Annotated in this window: 22 protein-coding genes, 4 pseudogenes and 1 other annotated feature; of the genes and pseudogenes, 10 read left to right on the plus strand and 16 right to left on the minus strand. The window is 39.3% G+C overall.

Annotated elements, in window-relative coordinates; all coding sequences use genetic code 11:
• Positions 1–152: 152 nt before the first annotated feature.
• The 3 genes and pseudogenes from ACEWFH_RS21415 to ACEWFH_RS21425 form a co-directional block, all read right to left on the minus strand.
• Positions 153–3,306, minus strand: a pseudogene (locus tag ACEWFH_RS21415) (DEAD/DEAH box helicase).
• 197 nt (positions 3,307–3,503) lie between these two features.
• Complete coding sequence (locus tag ACEWFH_RS21420) at positions 3,504–3,671, minus strand: peptidoglycan-binding domain-containing protein (protein ID WP_473725599.1); 168 nt, start codon at positions 3,669–3,671, stop codon at positions 3,504–3,506.
• Positions 3,671–4,249 carry a L,D-transpeptidase gene (locus tag ACEWFH_RS21425; protein ID WP_473725600.1) on the minus strand — a complete coding sequence of 193 codons (579 nt, stop codon included), beginning with the start codon at positions 4,247–4,249 and terminating at the stop codon, positions 3,671–3,673. Before ACEWFH_RS21425 ends, ACEWFH_RS21420 begins: the two co-directional genes overlap by 1 nt.
• Positions 4,250–4,429: 180 nt before the next feature.
• Between ACEWFH_RS21425 and ACEWFH_RS21430 the strand changes: the two genes are divergently transcribed.
• Both ACEWFH_RS21430 and brnQ read left to right on the plus strand, forming a co-directional pair.
• Positions 4,430–4,963 carry a GNAT family N-acetyltransferase gene (locus ACEWFH_RS21430; protein ID WP_473725601.1) on the plus strand — a complete coding sequence of 178 codons (534 nt, stop codon included), beginning with the start codon at positions 4,430–4,432 and terminating at the stop codon, positions 4,961–4,963.
• A gap of 131 nt (positions 4,964–5,094) precedes the next feature.
• Positions 5,095–5,339, plus strand: a binding site (T-box leader).
• A gap of 50 nt (positions 5,340–5,389) precedes the next feature.
• Positions 5,390–6,724: a branched-chain amino acid transport system II carrier protein gene (gene brnQ / locus ACEWFH_RS21435; RefSeq protein ID WP_473725602.1), complete on the plus strand. Its 1,335-nt coding sequence runs from the start codon at positions 5,390–5,392 to the stop codon at positions 6,722–6,724.
• A gap of 60 nt (positions 6,725–6,784) precedes the next feature.
• Here brnQ and ACEWFH_RS21440 read toward each other — a convergent pair whose 3' ends face one another.
• The 4 genes and pseudogenes from ACEWFH_RS21440 to ACEWFH_RS21455 all read right to left on the minus strand — a co-directional run bounded on the left by ACEWFH_RS21440 (position 6,785) and on the right by ACEWFH_RS21455 (position 9,857).
• The gene (locus ACEWFH_RS21440; RefSeq protein WP_473725603.1) at positions 6,785–7,960 is read right to left on the minus strand and encodes a toxic anion resistance protein; all 1,176 of its coding nucleotides are present in this window, start codon (positions 7,958–7,960) and stop codon (positions 6,785–6,787) included.
• Positions 7,947–8,612, minus strand: coding sequence for a 5-bromo-4-chloroindolyl phosphate hydrolysis family protein (locus ACEWFH_RS21445; RefSeq protein ID WP_473725604.1), 666 nt, complete (start codon positions 8,610–8,612; stop codon positions 7,947–7,949). The genes ACEWFH_RS21440 and ACEWFH_RS21445 overlap by 14 nt, the downstream gene beginning before the upstream one ends.
• Before the next feature lie 212 nt (positions 8,613–8,824).
• The gene (locus tag ACEWFH_RS21450; protein ID WP_473725605.1) at positions 8,825–8,950 is read right to left on the minus strand and encodes a hypothetical protein; all 126 of its coding nucleotides are present in this window, start codon (positions 8,948–8,950) and stop codon (positions 8,825–8,827) included.
• A 116-nt stretch (positions 8,951–9,066) separates the two neighbouring features.
• Positions 9,067–9,857, minus strand: a pseudogene (locus ACEWFH_RS21455) (DUF4240 domain-containing protein).
• A 783-nt stretch (positions 9,858–10,640) separates the two neighbouring features.
• Here ACEWFH_RS21455 and ACEWFH_RS21460 point away from each other — a divergent pair.
• Both ACEWFH_RS21460 and ACEWFH_RS21465 read left to right on the plus strand, forming a co-directional pair.
• Positions 10,641–11,741: a PRK06851 family protein gene (locus ACEWFH_RS21460; RefSeq protein ID WP_473725606.1), complete on the plus strand. Its 1,101-nt coding sequence runs from the start codon at positions 10,641–10,643 to the stop codon at positions 11,739–11,741.
• Between the two features lie 83 nt (positions 11,742–11,824).
• Positions 11,825–12,277 carry an SgcJ/EcaC family oxidoreductase gene (locus tag ACEWFH_RS21465; RefSeq protein WP_473725607.1) on the plus strand — a complete coding sequence of 151 codons (453 nt, stop codon included), beginning with the start codon at positions 11,825–11,827 and terminating at the stop codon, positions 12,275–12,277.
• A gap of 39 nt (positions 12,278–12,316) precedes the next feature.
• Here the strand turns inward: ACEWFH_RS21465 and ACEWFH_RS21470 are convergent, their stop codons facing one another.
• From ACEWFH_RS21470 to recQ, 5 genes and pseudogenes are all read right to left on the minus strand, one after another.
• Entirely contained in the window at positions 12,317–12,505 is a 189-nt protein-coding gene (locus tag ACEWFH_RS21470) for a hypothetical protein (RefSeq protein ID WP_066243047.1), read from the minus strand.
• Positions 12,506–12,696: 191 nt separating this feature from the next.
• Positions 12,697–13,536 (minus strand): 1,4-dihydroxy-6-naphthoate synthase, encoded by an 840-nt coding sequence (locus ACEWFH_RS21475; RefSeq protein WP_473727390.1) that lies wholly within the window; start codon positions 13,534–13,536, stop codon positions 12,697–12,699.
• Between the two features lie 5 nt (positions 13,537–13,541).
• Positions 13,542–14,204 (minus strand): futalosine hydrolase, encoded by a 663-nt coding sequence (locus ACEWFH_RS21480; RefSeq protein WP_473725608.1) that lies wholly within the window; start codon positions 14,202–14,204, stop codon positions 13,542–13,544.
• Between the two features lie 19 nt (positions 14,205–14,223).
• Positions 14,224–15,420, minus strand: a complete 1,197-nt coding sequence (locus ACEWFH_RS21485) for a class I SAM-dependent rRNA methyltransferase (RefSeq protein WP_473725609.1) — start codon at positions 15,418–15,420, stop codon at positions 14,224–14,226.
• A pseudogene (gene recQ, locus ACEWFH_RS21490) lies at positions 15,417–17,557 on the minus strand (DNA helicase RecQ). The gene ACEWFH_RS21485 and the pseudogene recQ overlap by 4 nt, the downstream one beginning before the upstream one ends.
• A 166-nt stretch (positions 17,558–17,723) precedes the next feature.
• Between recQ and ACEWFH_RS21495 the strand changes: the two are divergent.
• From ACEWFH_RS21495 to ACEWFH_RS21515, 5 genes and pseudogenes are all read left to right on the plus strand, one after another.
• Positions 17,724–18,071, plus strand: a complete 348-nt coding sequence (locus ACEWFH_RS21495) for an ASCH domain-containing protein (RefSeq protein ID WP_473725610.1) — start codon at positions 17,724–17,726, stop codon at positions 18,069–18,071.
• Between the two features lie 11 nt (positions 18,072–18,082).
• Positions 18,083–18,523, plus strand: coding sequence for a hypothetical protein (locus tag ACEWFH_RS21500; RefSeq protein WP_473725611.1), 441 nt, complete (start codon positions 18,083–18,085; stop codon positions 18,521–18,523).
• A 165-nt stretch (positions 18,524–18,688) separates the two neighbouring features.
• Entirely contained in the window at positions 18,689–19,120 is a 432-nt protein-coding gene (locus ACEWFH_RS21505; RefSeq protein ID WP_473725612.1) for a hypothetical protein, read from the plus strand.
• Between the two features lie 443 nt (positions 19,121–19,563).
• Entirely contained in the window at positions 19,564–19,764 is a 201-nt protein-coding gene (locus ACEWFH_RS21510) for a DUF3311 domain-containing protein (protein ID WP_473725613.1), read from the plus strand.
• Positions 19,765–21,257: pseudogene (locus ACEWFH_RS21515) on the plus strand (sodium:solute symporter family protein).
• Between the two features lie 79 nt (positions 21,258–21,336).
• On the opposite strand, the gene ACEWFH_RS21520 reads toward ACEWFH_RS21515, so the two are convergent.
• The 4 genes from ACEWFH_RS21520 to ACEWFH_RS21535 all read right to left on the minus strand — a co-directional run bounded on the left by ACEWFH_RS21520 (position 21,337) and on the right by ACEWFH_RS21535 (position 23,354).
• A complete protein-coding gene (locus ACEWFH_RS21520; protein ID WP_473725614.1) occupies positions 21,337–21,780 on the minus strand; it encodes a hypothetical protein in 444 nt (147 codons plus the stop codon).
• Positions 21,781–21,873: 93 nt separating this feature from the next.
• Positions 21,874–22,230 (minus strand): LytTR family DNA-binding domain-containing protein, encoded by a 357-nt coding sequence (locus ACEWFH_RS21525; RefSeq protein WP_473725615.1) that lies wholly within the window; start codon positions 22,228–22,230, stop codon positions 21,874–21,876.
• 147 nt (positions 22,231–22,377) lie between these two features.
• Positions 22,378–23,016 carry a spermine/spermidine synthase domain-containing protein gene (locus tag ACEWFH_RS21530; RefSeq protein WP_473727391.1) on the minus strand — a complete coding sequence of 213 codons (639 nt, stop codon included), beginning with the start codon at positions 23,014–23,016 and terminating at the stop codon, positions 22,378–22,380.
• Entirely contained in the window at positions 23,013–23,354 is a 342-nt protein-coding gene (locus ACEWFH_RS21535; RefSeq protein WP_473725616.1) for a hypothetical protein, read from the minus strand. The genes ACEWFH_RS21530 and ACEWFH_RS21535 overlap by 4 nt, the downstream gene beginning before the upstream one ends.
• 143 nt (positions 23,355–23,497) lie before the next feature.
• Between ACEWFH_RS21535 and ACEWFH_RS21540 the strand changes: the two genes are divergently transcribed.
• The gene (locus ACEWFH_RS21540; protein ID WP_473725617.1) at positions 23,498–23,953 is read left to right on the plus strand and encodes a ferritin family protein; all 456 of its coding nucleotides are present in this window, start codon (positions 23,498–23,500) and stop codon (positions 23,951–23,953) included.
• Positions 23,954–24,020: the final 67 nt, after the last annotated feature.

Here is a 24,020-nt window from a genome sequence, read left to right on the forward strand (position 1 = left end):
TTCGCCCTCCTTGTAAACAGTTTTTAGATATATATGAATTCAATTGAAAATGATTATCAATCTCGTCACTTATTTTATGGGAAAACTGGGAGGGTGTCAACGGGATTTTTTTATACAAAAAAACAGCCCTATATTATTAAGGCTGTTACGACTTACAATATATTTTTATTCGCTTTTGGCACTAGATATGGAGGCATCTCTTCATTTAAACGCCAAGTTATACTCATCGGTTTACTGCCATAGTGGCTAACATGCTCCACTGTTCCTAGAAAGACAAAGGGAGAGGTATAACCATGTTCTTTCTTATACTCTCTAACAAACAACGCGATCTGATGATTGTTTTTCCGATGGTTAATATAACGATTTCCAGTGCTACTTCCTTCTGCCACTGTACTCTGTGTTTGCCAGTGAAACAATCTTTCATTAATCGCGTAATCATCGTAAAGAGTTGATGGTGAGAAATCCTTTTCGGACTTATTTAAAGTGGTAAAAAAGATATCCAGATTTTTATCACTAAGATGTTTTACACCTTCACGAAATGCTGGGCTTTTTCCTCGTTAAAATAACCAAGTGCAGCAAGCACCTGAGAAGTAGAATACTTTCCATGAACCCGTAAAGGACTTATAAATTTGAAATCATTGTCATGTTCAAGTGTATCCAGTGAACGATATTGATAATGAAGGATTTCCAAAATTTCTTCCTTAAACTCTTGTGAAGCGATCACATGCTGAATACCTTCTTCAATTGATGAAAATCCTTCTTTTTCGGGATAGTATTTGTAAAAAGAATAATAAAACATGGCAAGCATCATCTGCTCTTCTTGTTTTCCTCCAACTTTTTCACCTTCTATATAATGAATGAGAAACTTAAGGAGATGACTCGAGTTTAAGTGAAATAATGTGTGTAAACGTTTAGTTATCATTTTCTCATTATCACAGAAGAAATCAGACTTAACACTTGCTTCCACTAACATTCTGCTGAATGTTCGATCTGCATTTTTTCCATAAAGATCATAAAGTGAAAGATGATGATAAGTTAGAAAATTTTCTAGTGTTAATGGTAACCCTGTATCATGTTCGAAATGTTTCATTTTAGATATAAGATTTACCCGTGTGTTGGTTGAAGCTTTAATGTTGCGCAGAATATATTCTTTTGCTTGCTTTTCCAATTGAACAAAACAACCTTTTGGCAGGTGAAAAAATCCATTTTCAACGTAATATTGAACAGAATGCTTCGTCTTACCGATTAACGCTTTAAATTTTTCTTCAAAGTTGTAGTTCTGATGTGCTTGTCCTACAAAATCTAATACCGTCAAACAATCCTTCCCTTCGCTTAAACGCAATCCACGGCCTAACTGTTGAAGAAAAACAGTTAAACTTTCCGTTGGTCTTAAAAAGAGAACTGTGTTTACTTGGGGAATATCAATTCCCTCGTTGTATAAATCCACGACAAAGATAAATTTCACTTCTCCGTTAACGAGTTTACTTTGAGCCTCTCTTCTTACCGTTGGGTGTACATCCCCATGTAAGGAGATCGAAGGTATACCCACTTGGTTAAAAAGTGTGCCATATATTTGGCATGCTCAACCGATACACAGAATGCCAAACCCTTCACTTCGTCTATATCAGTTACATACTTTTTAATTGCTTTGACAATTAAATTACTTCTAATGGTGCTAGAGGTATACACATTTTCTAACTCTTTCGTTTCGTACCCTTTACGGCTCCACTTTAATTTAGAAAGATCGACAGAATCGCTTACACAAAAGTATTGGAATGGACTTAATAATTTCTTATCAACAGCTTCGGTTAACCGCATTTCTGCTGCTATCGTTTCATCAAAATAGGATAAAATACTTTTCCCATCCATACGTTCTGGTGTTGCAGTTAAACCCAGTAAAATTTGAGGTTTATAATGTTCTAGAAGTCTCTGATATGATACTGCTGCAGCATGATGAAATTCATCTACGATAATAAAATCGTAGTAATCACTAGTTGTCGTTTCATACAGCTTTTTGCTATTAAAGCTTTGTATGCTCACAAACAGATGGTCAATTGAAGACGGTAAATGAGAACCAACTAACATCTCTCCAAAGTTTGCATCTTTTAATATTGCTCTAAAAGTATCTCGACTTTGCTTAAGAATTTCTTCACGATGTGCAACAAAAAGTAGTTTTGCTGAACCTTTATTTTGCGCTTTGAATCGTTTGTAATCAAATGCTGAAATGACGGTTTTTCCTACTCCTGTTGCGGCTACAACTAGGTTTTTCATGCCATTATGTATGGTTCTTTCAACCTGAAGTTTATCAAGCATTTCTTTTTGATAGTAAAACGGCTGAATATCAAACATAAAATGAATATCTTGCTCATTTCGTAACTTCTCTCTGGAAAGAGCCAGCTTCAATCGTTCTTGATGATTGGGATTTTTTAAATCGAAAGACTTAAATTCACTGTCATTCCAATAGCTTTCAAAAGTTGCTTCGAATTTTTTTAGAATGTCAAAAGAATCTTTCTCTGTAACTTTAATGTTCCATTCCAAACCTGAAGTTAGCGCCGGATTTGATAGATTAGAAGAACCAATATAGGCCGTACTAAAACCTGTATCTCGCTTAAATAAATATGCTTTCGCATGAAGTCGTGTACGATCGACATCATAAGATATTTTTATTTCTGTATTAGGTAATTTACTTAGTTCTAGTATAGCTTTGTAATCTGTAGCCTCCATGTATGATGTGGTGATTACACGTAGCTTATTTCCTGCATCAGTAAATGTCTTTAACTCTTCTAAAATACAACGTAAACCACTCCATTTAATAAAAGAGACAAGCATATCAATAGCATCCGCTGATAGAATTTCCTTCTTTAATTCGCCTAACATGTTCGGTTCATAATTTGATCCCGTAAAAAGCGAGCTTTGGGCAATAGGTGTAACAGGTCTAATGGTTTCTCCTTTTCGAAGACTTCTAACAGAGTTAATTTTAGAATAAATGGAATATAGTACTTCTCCTTCTTCTTCAATCTTAAGAGCTTTAAATTCTTCGTCATCCAATCGTTCACCTAGAATCGCGATAATATCATTGCATGTTTGAATCTGATGGAGTAGCGCTGTTTTGTCATCTTTCTCTTGCTCCCTAACAAACTTCAGAGCTTTTCTTGTTACATTCGAGATGTAGGAGGAAAGCACTTTTCTAGCTTCTTCAACATCTAAGGTATCTTTTTCTATATCGAATGAACCCATCTCTATTCCCGAAAGCTCCCCGCTTAACTTTTGAGTAATAATTTCTTCGTAGATTCCTTGCTTAAGCATAATACACCTCTAGTTTATGTCTTTAAAAAAGGCTATACTTGTAACGTTTATTGCTCAAGGTTGGTTGATTTCCAATACAGGACGTTCCTATAAATAAAATTCAACATAGTTAAATTTTACCACTAAAATAAATATGTTTGATATATTGTTTCCATAAAAAAAGAACTCTATAAAGAGCTCTTTAAATCATTACCCTATTAAAACATCCCCAACGCCTTCTTTGTCGCTGGTCCTACAACACCATCAACTGTTAGCTTCTTAGCTTGTTGAAACTTACGAACCGCCGCATCAGTATTTGCTCCAAATACGCCATCAATTCCTTTTGTATTGTATCCTAAGCTGGTAAGTCTACGTTGAAGCTCCATCACTTCAGCACCGCGGCTCCCTTTTTCAAGTTCACGACAGAGAAAACAGGTACGGTTGAACTGTTTGTTACCTTATATCCATTCGCTGCAGCCAGCGCAGGGAATGTTTTGCCTGAAGTCGTAATGACGACTGGTGTATTAACAGTTATTCTGGCGTACAGCCACTGCACCTCGTTGTTGTACATGCGGATACAGCCTGCGCTTACATATTTACCGATCGAATCCGCGTTGTTGTTCCCATGGATCGCATATGTGGTTCCCCAAGTTCCTCTCGCGTTTAATCCGAGCCATCTGTTGCCTAACGGATTTCGTGGATCTCCACCCGGAATGTTACCTGTATAATAAGGCCTGTTTGTGATCTTGTTTACGATTTTGAACTTTCCTTCTGGTGTATAAGATGGCAACTTACCTGTTGCCACTTTAAACACTTTTGATAATTTATTATTCTCAAAATAAGCTAACTGGTTTGTTGATTTGTTTATGATGATAAAAGATGAAGCTGCTGCTTTTGCCGGTTGCACTAGTAAGAACATAAAACAAAACATGAGTAAACCAATCCATAGTTTTTTCGTTTTCATTCTTTCTCTCCTATTCTTTATTGAAATAACAAATCCTCATATTCTATGCGAGGGAATAGGAGTTGCATTACTACTTTGTTAAAAAATTTAATCAAAAAATCATGAATATTAAGCTTGTACCATGAATAGACTGGTGAGTTATATTTGTTTCATATACATAAATAGAAAGAAGTTGAAACCATGCGGAATGTTAACTTAAAAAATAGCTTGAACGTCCTTATACGCAAAGCCACTACCGATGATGCTCAAAACATGATCGACTTTTATAATGTGGTTGGCGGTGAGAGTGATTATCTATCTTTTGGTGCTAATGAATTCAAACGGAATCTTCAGGAATATAAAGACTACATTACCGCCACTTCACAAGAACCGAATTCTATCATGCTCCTTGCCATGATCGATTCTGAAATTATAGGAATTGCAACCATCAACTCCTCACAAAAAGAGCGCACCAAACATGTTGGGAAACTCGGTATTGTAGTTTCTGAAAAATACACAGGCATGGGATTAGGAAAAGTTTTAATGAATGAACTTTTGGAGTGGGCACGTCTAAATGGCATAACGAAAAAGATTAGTCTCGTAACGAATGAGAATAACACTAACGCGATTGACCTTTATAAGAAGCTGGGTTTTGAGAAGGAAGGTTTGTTGAAGCAGGATAATTTTATACGAGGCAATTACTACAACACGGTAGTTATGGGGTTGATTTTATAGGTTAAAAAGGCTCTCCTTGCCCTGTGAGATCTTCCAAGGCTCTATTATCACAATAACCGTTTCTACTTTTCTATCAATTCAGAATTTACTATTGACTTCCTCATTTCATGATGTTAAATTTACAATTAATATTAAAATCAATGACGAGAAAGAGTAAGATTTGGTCACTGTTCCCCAGAGAATTGGCGCTTGGTGAAAGCCGATGTACAGTTCATTTCCGAAAATCATCTCTGAGATGCAAAGCTGACATGTAAGCTTTGACGGCCGTCCGCCGTTACAACGGAACACGTATGATTGTACGTTGACTGAGTGCCGCTAGCTTTTTCATTAAGCTGCGGAATTAGGGTGGTAACGCGAGCTATAACTCGTCCCTTCTATAGGGACGGGTTTTTTTATGTTTTAAAACAATAAAAGGAGAGATCACTGATGAGAAAGATGGACACCGTTTTTATTGGCCTTATGTTATTTTCAATGTTTTTTGGAGCAGGAAATCTTATTTTCCCTCCATTCTTGGGGGCAGAAGCTGGATCCTCATACTGGCTTGCCATGGCAGGATTTATTCTGACAGGAGTTGGACTTCCATTTGCCGTATTATTTGCCGTTTCCCTTGTAAAAGGAGGCGTTCAAACAATTGGCAATCGCGTACATCCCGTTTTTAGCACCGTTTTCATGGTACTCATCTACTTAAGTATCGGGCCATTCCTAGCCATTCCGAGAAATGCAAACGTTGCTTATGAGATGGGCCTTAAACCGTTCATGAGCAATCATTCTAACACAGCACTTATTCTTTTATTATTCACAGTTGTATTTTTTGCACTGGTTTATGCGGTCAGCCTTAACCCATCAAAAATGGAGAAATATATGGGGCGCTGGATTACACCAACCTTGCTCTTATCAATGGTTGTTCTTTGTGCAGTAGGCTTTTTCAAACTTGATGCTCCACTTCAATCACCATCATCTAACTATCAATCGGGAGCCTTTTCAAAAGGGTTTATTGAAGGATACAACACAATGGATGCTCTTGCTGCTCTCGCTTTTGGTATCGTTATTCTTACTGCGATTCAGCAAAGAGGCGTTCGTGATCGAAAGCAATTAACCAACTACACACTAAAAGCAGGGTTGATTGCAGGGACATTACTTACACTCGTTTATGTGAGCTTAGGGTTAATCGGCGGAAAGATGGCCGCAACCGGTTCTTTTGAAAATGGAACGGATATTCTTTCCGCAGCTTCCACTCTTTTATTAGGTAAAAGCGGAACAGCCTTACTTGGTTTTATTTTTACATTAGCTTGCTTTACTACAGTTGTTGGTCTAACCACAGCGTGCGGTCAGTACTTTTCAAAGTTACTTCCAAATGTCAGCTACAAGACGGTAGTCTTACTCGTTACACTAGTAAGCTTTACTCTTTCTAACCTTGGACTAAACCAAATTCTTAAAGTGTCGGTTCCGTTTTTGGTCACAGCCTATCCATTAACAATCGTATTAGTAGCACTTACGTTTTTTAACCGTTTCTTCAAAAACCCAAAAAAAGTGTATGGAAGTGCGGTTCTATTTACAGGAGTATTCGCCTTGCTGGACGGTTTGGCTGCATTCGGAGTAGATCTAGGTCCGGTTCAAGTAATGAAAGACATCCTCCCTCTATCATCTATGGGATTACAATGGATTCTTCCAGCTTTAGTCGGTACGGCAGTCGGAATGGTTTTAAGTAGCTTCAGCCGTGCACATTCAACATTAGATGAGGTTGAAGTTAATGCTTCTTAATTTTTCAAAAGCATAACAGATGAAGGAGCCAACCCACAAAGGGATTAGCTCCTTCTTTATTTATTCGCCTTTAATTTCTAGCAGCTTCTGTCTTAACCCAATCTCCATTGTTGCCAGCTCTTCTTCGGCAAGACGTCTCTTCATACGACCTTCTTCTTGAATACGAAGGGTTTCTTCGAGTGTTGAAAGAAGATTTTCCTGCGTCTTCTTCAGCGTCTCAATATCGATTAATCCGCGTTCGTTTTCTTTTGCAGTTTCAATCGTATTCGTTTTAAGCATTTCTGCATTTTTTAATAAAAGCTCGTTAGTAGTTTTGGAAACTTGCTTTTGAGCTTCTACTGCATTTCGCTGTCTGATCAACGTCAGTGCGATTGCGACTTGGTTTTTCCATAACGGAATGGCCGTCGTGATCGATGACTGTATTTTTTCAACAAGTGCCTGATTCGTGTTCTGAATGAGTCGAATCTGCGGTGCACTTTGGATCGTTATCTCACGGCTTAGTTTCAAGTCATGAACACGTTTATCTAAGCGATCGGCAAACTGTACCATATCGTTAACTTCCTGAAACTTCATCTGATCGTTCGTCTGTTCTGCTACTTTTCTCATCTCAGGAATCGTTACTTGATTAAGCTCATCTAACTTTAACTCTCCAGCTGCAATATAGACATTCAAAGCCTGGAAGTACTCTTTGTTGTTCTCATACAGTTTTTCAAGCATGACGATATCAGACATCAGCACATTTTTGCTTCCGTCGAGCTTTACGGAAATACGGTCAATCTGAGCACCCGTTTTTTGATACTTCGAAAGCACTTCCTGAACCGATCCTGAAAGTTTTCCGAACATGCGGCCGATTAACGTTGGTTTGTTTGATTTTAGTTCTTCAGGATTTACATCTTGAAGCTTTCTCATCAAGTCACCAATGATTTCGCCGATTTGCCCTGTATCTTTCTTTTTTACGTGCTCCAGCATCGTGTTTGAAAAGGAATGCAGCTTCGCCTGTGCAGGTGCACCGTACGTAATCATCGTCTGATGATTTGCCGGATCGATCTGTTTCGCCAACTGATAGGCTTTTTCTTTATTTTCTTCCGGAAGAACATCTATTAATCGAACCTGCTTATTCTCGTTCGCTGGAACTGCGGATTCATGCTTCTCACCAAAAGGATTTGCCAGCAAGTCATCCATCAGATTTGCTGGTTCATCCGTATTATAAATGCGCGGTGCATTATTTTCTTTCATTTATATCTCCTGCCTTTTTTATGGATTGTGAATCTTTCAGAGACTGAATGGAGTACTTCGCTACATCGATTTCATAATGCAGGTCATCTATATCATTTGACAAAACCTGGTATAAATCCTTTTCGATGTACTCTTTTAGTTCGTCGAGTGTTCGTTTCGTTTCCACTAACGATTGCGTAAGTTCTTTTGTCTTACGGGGTTGTGATGATAAAAACATATACTTTTCAGTAAGCTCAACGGCTGAATCTAAATGAGAAAAGTAAAACTGTTCGGCTAAATAAAAACGCCTTGGCTCTTTCTGAGTTAAGCTTTGTATCTTCCTAACGACCCGCACCAAATCGGCTCTTTGTTTTAATGTGGGAAGATCTCTGACCGAAAGCAATGCTTTTTGCAGCCGATAAATCTTTGGCTTTGCTTCGTCTAGATTTTTTCTGATGTATTTATACTCTCGTCTCGATAATTGATGTTCACTAAGAAATCGCTGCTTTTGAAGAAGTCCCGTTGCTGTGTATGCGGCAGCTCCACCGGCTACTGCAATCCCAGACGACATGAGGTAAGTCTGGTCATATCCGATAATACTAGCCAGCCATACTCCTGCTGAAGCTGGAATAGCAACAAACATGCGGATAAAAAAGGCTAAAAATCCGTTCATTGTAATCGACTCCTGACATAAACTCTTTTTAATTCATACGTTCGTACAAGTTTGAGAGTTTCGTTTTAAATAAAAAAGTTCATCTATAATATGTTTCTATTATTACCTTACCGAAACCTTCCTAAAATCACCATGGCTTCAAGAAGTAATGTGTTCTAAGACTTGAGGCGTATTTTTAAAAAAATTGTTTTTATATTCATTGTTGCACTTTGTTAGCAGTTGATTTCCGTTCCAGATGCTCTCTTTCCGCAGGGCAGGCGGTGAGCCACATTCGTACGTTTCACTCTAAAGTGTCTCACCTGCCCGCCTGTCCTAGCCGAGAGTCTCGCATCTTCCACTACAATCAACTTGTCAGTGAAGAAAAAAATTTATCAGCTACAACCTTTTAGAAAACTATCATTTATAAAAAAACTCACCTTCTAAAAAATTGATGGTGAGTTTTGATTTTATGTAATTAGTATTCAATCGGGGATTCGCCATAAGCTTCCCATAAAAGCGGAAACTTTTTCTCAGTCCTTCTTCATCATCTTCGTCCCAGTCAAATTCGATTTCTGGTTGATTATATTGCTCGTTTGTTAACTTATCATATAAATCTCGGTACTCTTCATAATCTTGGCCAGTCTTTTCTTCAAATGCTTCACACGCTACAGACAATAACTCTTCAAGTTGAGGCATTTCATCTTGCTCTTCTATTAGTTTTAAATATGGCAACAGTGACTCAGGATCTTTTATAGCTGTCTCATAAGCTTCTTTTCCGAGGTATAGCAGAAAAGCTCTGAAATAATCAAAACAATCGTCAGAGCACCCACCCATTATGATGTATGCTGCAGCCCATAGTTCTGATGTGTAGGATTTAATATAATAGGTATTGAATATGAAATCAAACATGATGATATCTTTTACAGGTCTTTTCGAGAGCTGAATCATAAGCCATTCCATTTGCTCTTCAGCATCATCGCCTTTTTCTTTGCATTTATCAATCAGTTCCCAAAACAGTGTTTCTGTCATGGTGGTATCTTTTAATACTAGTTTGCTTGATTCTGCGGGTACATATCCTTTCTTCATCTTAGAGCGGATGAGTTTATCGGTTTCTTTACGGCATTTCTTTTCTGATTCAAATGTTTTTGTTTTTATCGCTCCAACTGTCCCCACTTTTCCATAAGTAACCATATAAGAATTTCCTGTTTGGTTAATTTTCCAAAACTTATTAGAAGAATCATCTTGATAAATGAGTAAAGTTTCCATAATTAATAACCTCTCATCTTCCATCGTGTCATTTAGCATGTTGCTAACATACCTATGTTATAACAAAACAAAGACGCTGAATATGCATACATCACATAAACAGCGCCTTTAGCTTAAACTCACTTTATTCACTTAAACGTTCTTTCCTTTCTTCCTAATACACAAATGCTAGTTATTTGTCCCATAACTAGACTTCAATTAATTGTTCGTTCAATCAATTGCCTTGCATTAGATCTTATTTTTCCTTTTTTACTTTTTCACTTTTTTCCTTTACCTCGGTAGTTTCCCACATGCCCACATGCTGCGAAAATAGTTTTCACCGGCTATTTCCGTCTGCAACACGATTTTAGCATGCTTCGCTCACATAAGTCATTGGAATCAACCTCTTTCGTTATGCGTATTTGCGCGTTCCCACATATCCACACATCTCGAAATCAGTTTTCACCGGCTGATCTCTAACTGGATGTGATTTGATATGCTTCGCTAACTTATTTCATTGGAATCACGCCTTCCTTTTGTAAAGGTGGTGTTTCTTTGTTAACTACATATTAACTTATTCTAAATTTTATTTAAATATTCAGAATAATCAATATTATGTGATTTGAGGTGTATTTATTCCTCTTTTGCTAACCATACTCCTTCATTCGTAAAATTTCTTTTTATTTCATCATATTTCAACAATTTAAATAATAAATGTGTTTTTTTAGGCTATCACCTATTCCTTTCTTCTCACATAACATGCTTGTAGAAACACAACTACACTAAAGAGGAGTGTTTTTAACATTGACTGGAAAAATTCTAAATTATTACGCTGGCGGCAATACGGCAAGGGGTTTTCACAACTTATTCGCATCCAACCTTAATGGTCTTGATCGTCTTTTTATCCTTAAAGGAGGCCCTGGTACTGGCAAGTCCACATTAATAAAATCAATCGGGAAAAAGTGGAACGACGAGGGCTATGATGTAGAATACATTCATTGCGCATCTGATAATGGGTCAATCGACGGGGTTATCCTTCGGGAATTAAGTATTGGAATCGTTGACGGCACTTCACCACATGTTATTGAACCAAAAGCTCCAGGTGCTATCGAGGAATACGTGAACTTAGGGGAAGCTTGGAATTCAAAAAAGCTAGCACAGAGTAAAAATGAAATTCTTCAGCTGTCTGAGTCGATATCTGCTGATTACCAAAAAGCATACGCAACATTTCATGAAGCACTCCTCATTCATGACGAATGGGAAGAAATTTATATCATGAACATGGATTATAACAAAGCAAACAAACTTACCGATGAATTAATGCACATGTTCTTTTCCAAAAAAGTTAATAAACAAGCAAACGTGTATCACCGTTTCTTAGGAGCAGCTACTCCAAAGGGAGCTGTTGATTTTGTTCCAAACTTAACAGAGGGTTTGAAAAAACGGTACCTTATTAAAGGACGGCCAGGATCAGGTAAATCCACTTTGTTAAAGAAATTAGCGGCGAATGCTGAAGCTTCTGGATACGATGTAGAAATTTATCATTGTGGTTTCGATCCTAATAGCCTTGATATGATCATTGTAAGAGAGCTAGGATTTGCGATTTTCGACAGCACAGCTCCTCACGAGTATTTCCCTGAACGCCAAGGAGATTCTATTGTTGATATGTATGCGAAGACCATTAAACCAGGTACGGATGAAAAATATTTTGATAGCCTTAAGGAGATCAGCGGCCGTTATTCACAGAAAATGAAAGAAGCCATAAGCTTTTTGGCAGACGCAAAAAGTAAGCATGATAAGCTGGAGAAAATTTATATAGCAGCTATGAATTTCTCAAAGCTGGACGATATTCAAAAAAGGCTAGACCAAGAAGTTGAACGGCTAGCTGCCGCACGGCAAAAATAATTTTTGATTCAGTCACCATTTTTGTTGGTGACTGTTTTTTTGTTATGATGAAAATAAATGAATGTACATATGGAGGACTGGATATGAACACAGAGGAAACAAAGGCGGTTGAGATTTTGTATCAACAATTTTTAAACGCGTGGAATGAGCGAAACGCACGTGGTATGGCTGATTATTTTACAGAAGACGGTGAGATGATTGGTTATGATGGCAGCCAGGCGTTCGGTCCTGAAGAAATACATTCACATTTGGAGCCGATTTTCAGCAGCTTTCCTACCCCTCCTTATTACGCAAAAGTGAAAAACATATCCTTCTTAAGTGATGATGCTGTGATCCTTCGGGCGATCGCAGGAATGGTGCCGGTGGGGAAAACGGAACTTTCGCCAGAGTTGAATACGCATCATACCGTTGTTGCAATTAAAAAGGAATCAGGTTGGTTCATGAAGCTTTTTCAAAACACGCCTGCACAATTTCATGGTCGGCCTGAACTAGTGGAGAAGATGACTGAGGAACTGAAAGGGTTGCTTTCAAAATAAAAAAACAAAACCCGCTATCTTCAGCGGGTTCCGTATCATCTATTTTCTTAATATATCCCGGAGTCCTTTGTAGATTAATACAGCTCCGAATACGAGAACAGTTAGGATCGCGATAATTTTAACTGCTGGACCGAATGCAGCTAAAAACGTACCGCCTAGTGGAAGTGCAAGCAGAAAATAACCAGCTAATAAAGCCCCAATGAGTGTTAATACATTTGTATTAGACATATTGCGCCTCCTTATAACAGTTTTTCTTCTCGTTATAAGGTATGCGCTGGTGTGGAGAGTGGTTAATTTCTATAATTTGTCCGATTCATTAAATAATTTGTCCAATCTAGGGATTAATCTGTCCGATTCCCATGATAATCTGTCCAAAGTCCATAATAATCTGTCCAATCAAAGAATTAATTTGTCCATTCTTAAATTTTCAACAGTTTTGTATAATCATTCCTCGGCACAATGCCCTCTTCACCTGCACGATTCAGTAGTGTCGTAATCGCCTCAAACCCTTTATCACCGAGATCAGCGGTAAAATCATTCACGTAGAGATCGATATGTGACTTCGCTACTTCCTCTGATAGCTCGCTTGCATGCTGCATCACGTATGCTTGCGATGCGTCAGGATCGCGCCACGCACTCTCAACTGATTCTCGAATCCATTTTGAAATAGACTCTAAATCTAGTGAACGGCGCGCGATGATTGCTCCTAATGGAATCGGCAGGCCTGTATCTTCTTCCCACCAGCTGCCCATATCGGCTAATAGATTCAGCCCATAATTTTGGTACGTAAACCGTGCTTCATGAATAACAAGACCCGCATCAATACGGCCTTCTTTTACAGCTGGCATGATCTCGTTAAACGGCATAACGACGATCTCTCCAACTCCACCCGGTACATTTTTAGCTGCCCATAAACGGAATAACATGTATGCTGTCGAACGTTCACTCGGAACAGCTACTTTCGCTCCAGACAGCATTTCAGGTTTCACTTCTCCTGGCTGATTAACAAGTACAAGCGGGCCGCAGCCTCGCCCCAGTGCGCCTCCGCAAGGAATTAGTGCGTATTTGTCCAATACGTAAGGAAGCGCTGCATAAGATATCTTTAATATATCAAGTTCATCTGATTTAGCTGCTAATCCGTTCGTAATATCGATATCTGCATATGTAACATCAAATTCAGGAGCCCCAGGAACGAGGCCATGAACCAATGCATGAAAAACAAATGTGTCATTCGGACAAGGTGAAAAAGCAATACTCATTTTACTCATCTCAAAACCTCCGCGATTACTTTACTGGCTCTCTCTAGTGTATCGAACGCTTCCTTCATACGCCAAGCAGAACGATCTCGCGGGCCAATCGGATTTGATATGGATCGTATCTCGAGTACAGGTTTTCCGAATGCTTGAGCCGCAAACGCTACACCATAGCCTTCCATCGCTTCTGCTACCGCATCCGGCTCGCGATCCTGAAGATTCTTCGTCGTTTCAGAAGTACCTGTCACCGTAGACAGAGTTAGAACGTTGCCGAGTTGAACAGGTACCCCTGCGAGCTTTAATGACGTTAAACAGTGCATGACCATTTCGCTGTCTGCTTGTATGCGAGTAGAAGCCCCAAAACCAAGTTCATCCAATGTTATGAATCCATCAGGAGATTCTGCGCCAAGATCTCCTGCTATCATCTCATCTGCAATAACTAGTGTTCCAACATCTGCTTTACCCTGAAAACCTCCTGCAATTCCCATGTTAATTACAAGATCATAGTCTTTCGTTAATAGAGCTTTTGTTGTTTGGACGCCCGCTGAGATCGGTCCAACTCCAGCTAATACCACATCAACGGAAGACGCTCGGCCAATTCCTCTCAAGATTGCCTCTTTCTCAGCAGCTACAGAAGTCATAATTAAAATACGGCGTTCGTTACTGATCGACATGAAGATCCCCTTTCGCCGGTTAGCTTAATTTTTCAATGAACACAACTTTTAAATAGTTTCCCTCTTTAAACTCTTTATGCGTTTTAAAGTCTTGCGGAAGCTTAAACTCTTCCAAAATGTTATACGTGCCGCCTGTTTCTTTAAAGGCTGCAGAAATCATCTCTTTAAATTTCTTCATACCGAACGTAGAGCAGTTTGACGACGCAACAATCACACCGTTATTCTCAGTGATTTGAATCGCTTGTGCCAACAGCTCAGGATAATCCTTCCCCGCACTGAACGTATGTTTCTTTGAACGTGCAAAGCTAGGCGGATCGAGAATAACAAGATCAAATGATAACTGCTTTCGAACTGCATATTTAAAGTAGTTGAACACATCTTCTACAATAATGTCGTGGTCCTCATAATTCAGACCATTTACACTGAACTGTTCCTGTGTCTTACTTCGACTTCTATTCGCTAAGTCAACGCTTGTCGTTTTCGCCGCACCACCAAGAGCCGCTGCAACTGAGAACGCACCTGTATAAGAAAACGTATTTAGAACGGTTTTCCCTTTCGCATATTGATCACGAATTGTTTTTCGTACATCACGCTGATCTAAGAACACACCGACCATCGCACCTTCGTTCAGATAAACTGCAAAGTGGATGCCGTTCTCTCTTACGATCAGTGGACTTGGCGCTTGTTCACCTTCAACAAAATCGTCATCATCAATATATTTTCCCTTTACAGCAAAACGCTTCTTCTCATAGATGCCTTTTACCTTGACAAGCTCTTTAAGAGAAGCGATCACTTCATCCTTAAAAGAGTAGATGCCTTCACTATACCAAGTTAGAACGTAAAAGCCGTTATAGTGGTCGATCGTCAATCCGCCGATTCCGTCTCCCTCACCGTTAAAAACGCGGAATGCTGTGGTTTCATAATTATTAAAAAGATCTTGTCGATGGTTGATCGCTTTTTTCAGTTTCTTTTCAAAAAATTCTTGATCGATGAGTTCTTGTGAATTTTGCGTGAGCACCCACCCACGACCTTTGTTTTGTTTGCCGTAGTATCCCTTACCAAGGAATACATTCTTTTCGTCAAAAAGTTCGATAATCGTTCCTTCTTCTTTTACGTTGCTAATATTTTGTACAGCATCCTCAGTGATTAGCGGATAGCCTGTTTTTAACCCCTTCACATAAGAAGGTTTTACTTTTAATCGGACGTTCTTCTTCATCTTGTCACCCGTTTCTTATTTTCGTTTTGCAGCAAGTACACTTTAATCATAAAGTAACTTACTTCTTCAGGAAGTAATTCTTTGATCGGCTTTAACTTTTCTCCGCCAGCTTGTTGAATGGCATGTTCAATTTTCGAGACATATTCATCTGGAATGAGATCCTCCATATGAACGTCCATTCCTTCTTGCATGCATTGAACGAGGTGACTCTCGACCGTACTCACGGCTAGATTGCGGTGTTCAGCAATTTCATCTACAGACATTTTCTCTTTATAGAAAGTGTATGTTTCAAGATGAGAATCAGGCGTTGCCTTTTTTGCAGGTGCTTTTGAAACCGTACTTTGATTAGCACTTTCTCTTCGCTCTGGATGCTCAGCCAAATAAGTAGAAATGGCAGAGATAAAACGCTCACCATATTTCTCTAATTTATTTTGACCAACACCAGTCACACTCAAAAATTCGGTTTTTGACTCAGGCAGTTTCACGCACATATCTTTTAAAGCAGTATCTGCAAAAATAACGAACGGCGGAACGTTTTCCTGTTCAGCTATCGTCTTACGAACGATTCGAAGTTCTTCAAATAGCGGATCATCTACAGCCACTTGTTTTGTTACGACTGCTTCTTTGCGCATGATTTGTTCCTTACCAAGCAGGATGTCCTTCCCTTTCTCTTTTATATAAAGAGTTGGGAACGTACCATGCTCAACGGCGATGATCTCTTGTGAGATAAAAAACTCAATGAGGTCTGTTATTTCTTTCGTGCTTTTATCTTTCAGCATGCCGTAAGTTGGCAGCTTATTAAATCGCATCTCTAACACTTTTTTATTTTTGGAACCGGTCAGTACTTGTGCGATCAATGTCTTTCCGAAACGCTTCTGCCCCATTCGCACGATACAGGACAATACGATCTGCGCTTCTCTGGTCACATCGATGCTATCACGATTATCTGTACAGTTGCCGCACCGGCCGCATGGTGGTATTTCTTCATCACTAAAATAGCGGACGATCGATTGCTGCAAACAGCTTTCGGTGTAGCAATAGTCCACCATGAGTTGAAGCTTCTCTAGCTCTTGCGCCATACGATCCTGCTCACTAGACTGATCAATCAGAAAACGTTGTACCTGAACATCTTGTGAAGAATATAGTAGGATACATTCACTTGGAAGTCCATCACGGCCAGCGCGGCCGCTTCTTGATAATAACTCTCCATGTTTTTAGGCAGCTGAAAATGGATAACATATCGAATGTTTGATTTATCAATACCCATCCCGAACGCTGAAGTAGCCACCATGACCGATGACTCATCTTGAAGAAACTGTTCCTGCTGCTCCATGCGCTCGTTATCATTCATCCCTGCGTGATAACGTGAAACGTTGATGCCGCTTTTTTGCAAAGTCTCATAAAGCTGATCAACCGTCTTACGTGTTGCTGCGTATATGATTCCAGCTTCTTTCTCGTTCTTTTTAAGGAAATCTTTTAAATACGAAAGACGGTCTTGTCCTTTAATTACGGAAAAGGACAAATTTTCACGTTCAAATCCTGTTAATACCGTCTTGTTCTCGTCAATATCGAGCGACCAGCAGATGTCTTGACGAACGCGTGGTGTAGCAGTTGCTGTTAATGCTAATACTACCGGACGATTCGGAAGATTGCCGATCATTCTCTGAATACGTTGGTAGCTCGGTCTGAAGTCGTGTCCCCATTGCGAGATACAGTGGGCTTCATCTACCGCGATTAAAGGAATGTCGATCTGCCTTAAATGATCCATAAAGTCATAGGATTCTAGGCGTTCTGGTGCAATATATAAAAGTTTATACTCACCGCTTTTCGCCTTTTCAATTCGTTCTCTCGCCTCTGCCGCTGTAAGTGAACTATTGATGAAGGCCGCGGATATACCTAACTGCAATAATGTATCAACCTGATCTTTCATTAAAGAAATTAAAGGAGAAATAACAATTGTCGTTCCTTCAAAAACAAGTGCAGGTATTTGATAACAGATCGATTTCCCGCCACCTGTAGGCATAACACAGAGTGTATCGTCACCCGCTAAAACCGATTGTATCGCTTGCTCTTGTCCATTTCGGAATGAAGAATAACCGTAATGCAAATTCAGCATTTGCTTTGCTTTTTCTATCAAAACCTAATTAGCCTCCCTCAGGTAGAGTCATCTCTTGATTATAAAGGTACTGACTCCACATAGCAAAGACACATCTTACCGTTTTCTTTGGTTAAAAAATAGACAGACTTATTCATGAAGTGTGATACATTAGGAAATGGAGAAAATAGAAAAGGAGTTTTCACATATGACAAATCATGAAAACAACAATTTGCCGCCAAAAACATGTTCAATCGAAAGACTTGTAACGATGCCTGAGGATGTTGCAAAAGTGATCGAAGGCAAGAAAACCGCAACACGCCGTAACGGACGATATGCTGATGTTGGAGAAATTATGGAGCTCGAAGGCCATAAGTTTTTAGTGAACAACGTGTACCGTCAATCACTTGGTGAACTAACAGATGAACACGCTCAGCATGAAGGCTTTGCGTCGGTAGAAGAGTACAAAAATGCTATTCTTTCGTATCACCCAGGAATGCCTTGGCTGCCGCATATGCAAGTTTGGGTTCACGAATTCAGTCCTGTTAAAGGCTAATTATTAACGCAATGGATTTTTTGTACCGGGTTTTATTATATATCCATATTTTAAGCGTAATCGTCTCCATCGGGCCGTTCTTTATCCTTTTACCACTGATAAAAAAACTGCGAATAGCTTCAGGTGATGAGATGAACGCTCATCTTGGAACCTTTCGTTTTGTCGTTTGGCTCGCCAAACATGCGGGTCACGTTCTGGTATTATCAGGTGTACTGCTTGTTTTATCAGGACCGTGGACGTGGGATACGCCATGGATTCTAATGACTTTAATCATCCTTTTCTGCTCACTGTTCTTTTTGGCCCGTGCTTTTTCGCCGACTCTGCGTAAGTTTAGTGATGATGGGATTGATAAGAATGAGCTGTCAGATAAGCTGCAGCGAGCCGTTTGGATTTATATTGCATTGTTGATGATCATGCTGTGGTTTATGGTTGTTAAGCCGTATTTGTGGTAAAAGCTGGCCTTGTGGGTCGGCTTTTTTGTTTGGTGATATTGAATTTCCGTTCACTTCGGTGTTCTTTAGGCAAGGAATCCCCATGCGTGAAAAGAAGAAAATCGTCATTTATGTAGAATATCTGTACTATAATTCTTCTCTATTATGGGATGGAGGCACTCTCGTATGAATTTACATCCTATTACAGTCATTGAAATCACTTTTACCTTGATACTTATCAGTGTGCTTTTCGTTATTGCTTTATTTATTCCCAAAACTAAAAGAAAAATAGGTTTATATACTGCGAGTGTCATTGTAGTGCTCGTTCTTGCATTTTTCTTGATACGCCCGCTCTGGATCAATTATCAGGTTTCTATAAAAAAAGAACAGCTCACTCATTATTTAAAAGATTGTTACCCCAGTGAAGAGTGGAGTATTACTCAAAACATTGGCCGACAATACAATCCATATGTTTTTTTAGTAGAGTTCCAAAATGAAAAAGGATGGAAATATCATTTTTATGTAAAGGATGCGAACCACATTAAGCAAAATGGGCTCAGTACCCCTGATGGTGTTGGAAATATGGAAGGGAAACATTTTCAACGTGAAGATTGGTAACATCCACAAATAGATAGTAGAAGCTCATTTCACTATGAAATGGGCTCTTTATTTGTACTGGAGATAAACCTCGCGATCGTTCTTTATTGAGGTGGAGGGTATAGGGATAGCCAATCCTTGTCGAGCTATGTCGACTCGCCGATATATGACTAAAACTCGCGGGATTATTGCCAAAACTCGCGGGAAAAACTCCAAAATCTCCGGAATTTTTTCAAGAATTTCTCGAATTAACTACTCAGATACCCCTCCACGTATAAGTAGAACTCTTTTTAGCAGCCGAAATTACCCCTATTCTGTCTTCAATCAACTTGTAAACCCTTTCATTATCAAATAATATTAAATATTTTAAAAATTTATTTAATTCCCCTTGTTCCCCTCTTTCTAAGCTGTTATGATTGTGAACATTATATTTCTAAAAACACCACAGAAGGGACAAATACATCATGAAGAAATTATTAATGGTCTTACTCATTACTGCTCCATTTATAGCGCAGCTGGTCGTTTTACCGTTCGCAAACAGAATCGATCCTATTATTCTAGGACTTCCGTTTCTTCAGTTTTGGCTGTTTTTATGGATCGTATTAACTCCTTTTTGCACCTTTGGCATCTATCAACTACAGAAATCTCAAGGAGGCTTGGACTAAATGCAGCAGGGTAATCTTACAGCACTGTCTATCACAATATTTATCATCTTAACGGTTGTTCTGATCGGGTTTCTCGCAGGCAGAGACAAAGCTACCCGCAGTTCGGTTGAGGAATGGTCTGTCGGCGGAAGACGTTTTGGCGGTTTACTTGTCTGGTTTCTAGTTGGGGCTGACCTTTACACGGCCTATACATTCCTAGGATTAACGAGTACCGCGTATACAGCGGGAAGTCTCGCATTCTTTGCAATTCCCTATTCCGTTCTTGCTTACTTTATCTCGTATTTTTCCTTCCGAAACTATGGAAAGTCGCAAATGAGCATAAACTTACGACATTAGCAGATTATGCACGTGAGCGTTTTGATTCCAAGCTTCTTTCTTCTTTAATTGCCATTGTTGGCGTACTTATGCTTATTCCATATATTTGTCTGCAGCTGAGCGGTATTCAAGATACGCTGCAAGTTGCTGGAACAGGTTTTATCAATGTAAAAGTGGTCGTGATCACTTCGTTCTTGCTCGTTGCTCTTTATACGTTCTTCAGTGGTATTAAAGGACCGACCTATACAGCAATCATTAAAGATGTGCTCGTTTGGGCAATTATGTTATTTATGGTTGTATCCTTACCAATCATGCACTTTGGCGGCTGGAACCCGATGGTCGATAAAATCGTCACTGAAGCGCCTCAGCTTCTAACAATTCCTAACGAAGGACCAAAAGGAATATCGTGGTTCATTACAGCAGCATTCGTTTCATCACTCGCTCTCTTTATGTGGGCACATGCAGCAACAGGCGTTTTCACAGCAAAAAGTGCTGACGCTATTCGAAAAAATGCACTGTTTCTACCGCTTTATAATATTGTTTTAATTCTTGTTGTTTTCCTAGGTTTTATCGCATTCTTAGTTTTGCCGGATGGAACAGATCCGCGCTTTGCATTACTAGCACTTATTCAAACGTCATACGGTGGTATCGGTCAGGGCTTAGCGTATTCAACGATCGCACTCGCATCACTCATCCCATGCTCCATCATGGCAATAGGTGCATCTAACCTTTTTGCGAACAACATTTACCGTGATCTTATCAACCCGAAAGTAAAGGGTGCAAAACTGACGATGATTACACGCGGCATGGTGTTCGTCGTCATTGGACTGGCTTTATTGTTTGGACTTGTGTTTCCACAGGCTCTCGTTTCTCTGCAATTGCTCGGCGTATCCGGAATGGTACAGATCTTCCCGGCAATCGTGATCAGCTTGTTTTGGAGAAACCAATCAAGAGAAGCCACAATCATCGGTTTGCTTGTTGGACTAGCCGTTACGTTTACCGTCTATTCAACGGGAACTTCTCTAGGAATCTATGAAGGGTTCTGGGGATTGATGGCTAACTTTGCGGCTGTCGCAGTATTGAATCCGCTGTTTGTAAAAAAAGCGAAGTTCTCTACAAACGCTGTAAAGAATTATCTTTTCGAAGAGAAAGCGGAAAAAGTGGATAAGGTTGCTTAAAAGCGCTTAATAGCAAGAGGATGACCATTTGCGGTCATCCTCTTATTTTGATTACTGGCGATTAAACGATCTTTTAGCGTTACTTACCTTGATTTTGCTCTCTAAATCGTAGCATTTTTTGATTATATTTCATCCCAAGTACTTTAAAATAAATCGAAAATCCAAAGATGGCGCCGATATAGATGACATGATACAAAATCATCATGTTATAGAAAGTTTCTGATCCTACATTAAACCAGTGAAAAACTTGTGACATTCCGAATAACACGATGCCAAGCAAGACATATTCAATAAATAGTTTTGTAGCTGCTGACAGCTTGATTTTGCTTTCTTCATTCCAAAACATATATTGAAACACGGTAACAAGAATGCTTAAGAAAAAGATTTGCACGATGAGTTCAAACGGAATCTCCCTCACTCCCATCATGAAACCAAAAACCACATACATAATGATTCCTGCTGAGAAGAATAAGCTCATCATCATTTTGAATTGGACCGTAAACTCCATGACCTTTTTCCACATGCTCAGTTCCTCCTTAAAATCCTAATTTTTCTTTTAACAAAGGTACGTATTGCCTGGAAACAATCATATTTTCTCCGTTTTCCAGCATCACTTCTACCTTACCCCGAATCGAGGTGTGATGGTTCTGACTTTGTCCAAATTTATGATGGTGGATTTAGTAGCGCGAAAAAGATGAGCATCGCCGAACATTTCTTCTACCTGATAAAGTCTCATCGATACTTCATATACGTGTTCTCGCGTATAAGCAAAGTTCTTCTTATCGACAGATTCAAAGTAGTAGATATCATCTGGTGAAAGCAGATAGGTTTTTCCATTAATTAAACCCATTACTTTGCGGTCAAATGATCTAAGTGACGTTAAGATTTTGATGACTTCCTCGTTCATCTCTTTGCATTTCAGAACAATTTCAAGCTCTTCTGCATCGTCATTTTCTATAATGGTAATCTTCATCCTCCGCCCTCCCTCTCCTTATTTCTATCTTGTGGATTCAGTATATGTCAGCCAATTCCACCAGTAAATCTCTTCACAACTAAGCTACGTTATTTCGTAACTAAAATGCATGAAAATAGCACCTGCTTTTTTAGCAAGTGCTTTTCATCAGTACCCAAACGCTTCTTTTACAATCTCCAACAACACTTTGTTTTCATCTGTTTGAACTTTTCCTTCGTCATTCCAGTTCACAAGATAATACGGCAGATGCAAAACGTCATGCAGTTTCTCTTCTGTTAAAAAGTCTGACGTTATCTTAAGCTGTATATCTTCTGCTTCAACTGGCAATGTAGTCGCTAAAATATATCCCCAATCTTCTCCATCTTTTAGAGAGAAGTTATGAAAAGGAACGGTGAAAAAGCCCGCCTCTTTCAATGTAGTTTCTATACTCCACATATACTCTGGCATCCAACTTGAGGTAGAACAAGCCACAGAGATCGCGCCACCAGGATTTAAATGATCTCTTAACTGATTGTAAAACTGCAAAGTAAACAATCTTGATAGACTTGGACACTTGGAAGTAGGTTCTGGTATATCAACAATAATTACATCCCATGTCTCCGAACTATTCTCTACATAATTCCTGCCATCTGCAATAACGGTTTTTACTTTAGGATGATTCAACGATCCTTTATTAAACTCAACTAAGCGATCCAGCTTTTTACCGAAGTTCATCATAACATCGTCCACATCAACAGCGGTAATGGTTACGACTTCATCATAACGGAGAGCTTCACGGGTAGTTATACCGCCTCCCCTCCAATGATTAAGACATTCTTAACTTCCTTAGCAGCAGCCATCGGAATATGCACAATAACATCTGCGTATTCATCTTCATCTTTTGTTGTGCTGAACATTACGTCTCCATTGCTGTAGATCCACATCTCACCTTCAACATCCACTAAAGCAATGTTCTGCGTTGGGGTTTTAAACTTATGGATAATCTTAAAATCCCCTTCAGGCTTTTGATCTTCATTCATATATTTTTTGAGCGATCCTTTTCCTAGGTAACGCCAATAGAGCCACCCTGCCGCCTCTATGAAAAAAACGGCTGCTGCACCTATTGCTAACCAAAACAGTTCCAATTCGTACACTTCCTATTCTAAAAACAAGCTATAGTTTCATTCATATTCAGCTGATGGACAAGTGGTGCGGGATGAACGGACAGAGAACAAAAGTTAGGCTACCGCATAGACTATTGCGACTTTACTTTTTGGAGGGTATACCAATGAGCTATGTGAATCCAGAACAACAACAACAACAGCAAGGCGCCGGTCAGCAGCAGGCTCTGCAACTATCCTTACAGCTTATGAGAGAAGCTGTTGCAGGAGAAAGAGAAGATCAGCTGTTTTATGAGTATTTAATTTCACAAGCACCGACAAATGAAGAGAAATTAATCATCGCTTCCATTCGTGATGATGAGAAAAGGCATAACAAGCTTTTCAGAATGATGTATAAAGATATTACAGGTCAAGAAGTACCACCTGTAAACGGCGAAGAGTTTCAGCGTCCAAAAACCTATAAAGATGGCCTTGTAAAAGCGCTTTTGGGGAACTTGCTGCTGTTGAGAAATACCGTGTTATTCGGCAAGGGCTCCCTAACCGGTATTACCGAGACATTCTGTTCAACATTATTACAGACGAAATTAAGCATAGCGCTAAGTACAACTACTTATATACACTAAACAGTCAACCTGGTTCATCCCGCCTTCCACAAATGGAAAGCGCACCTCAGCCTCAAACGCAAAGTGT

The sequence above is a fragment of the Fictibacillus sp. EA-CB0309 genome (assembly GCF_055814265.1).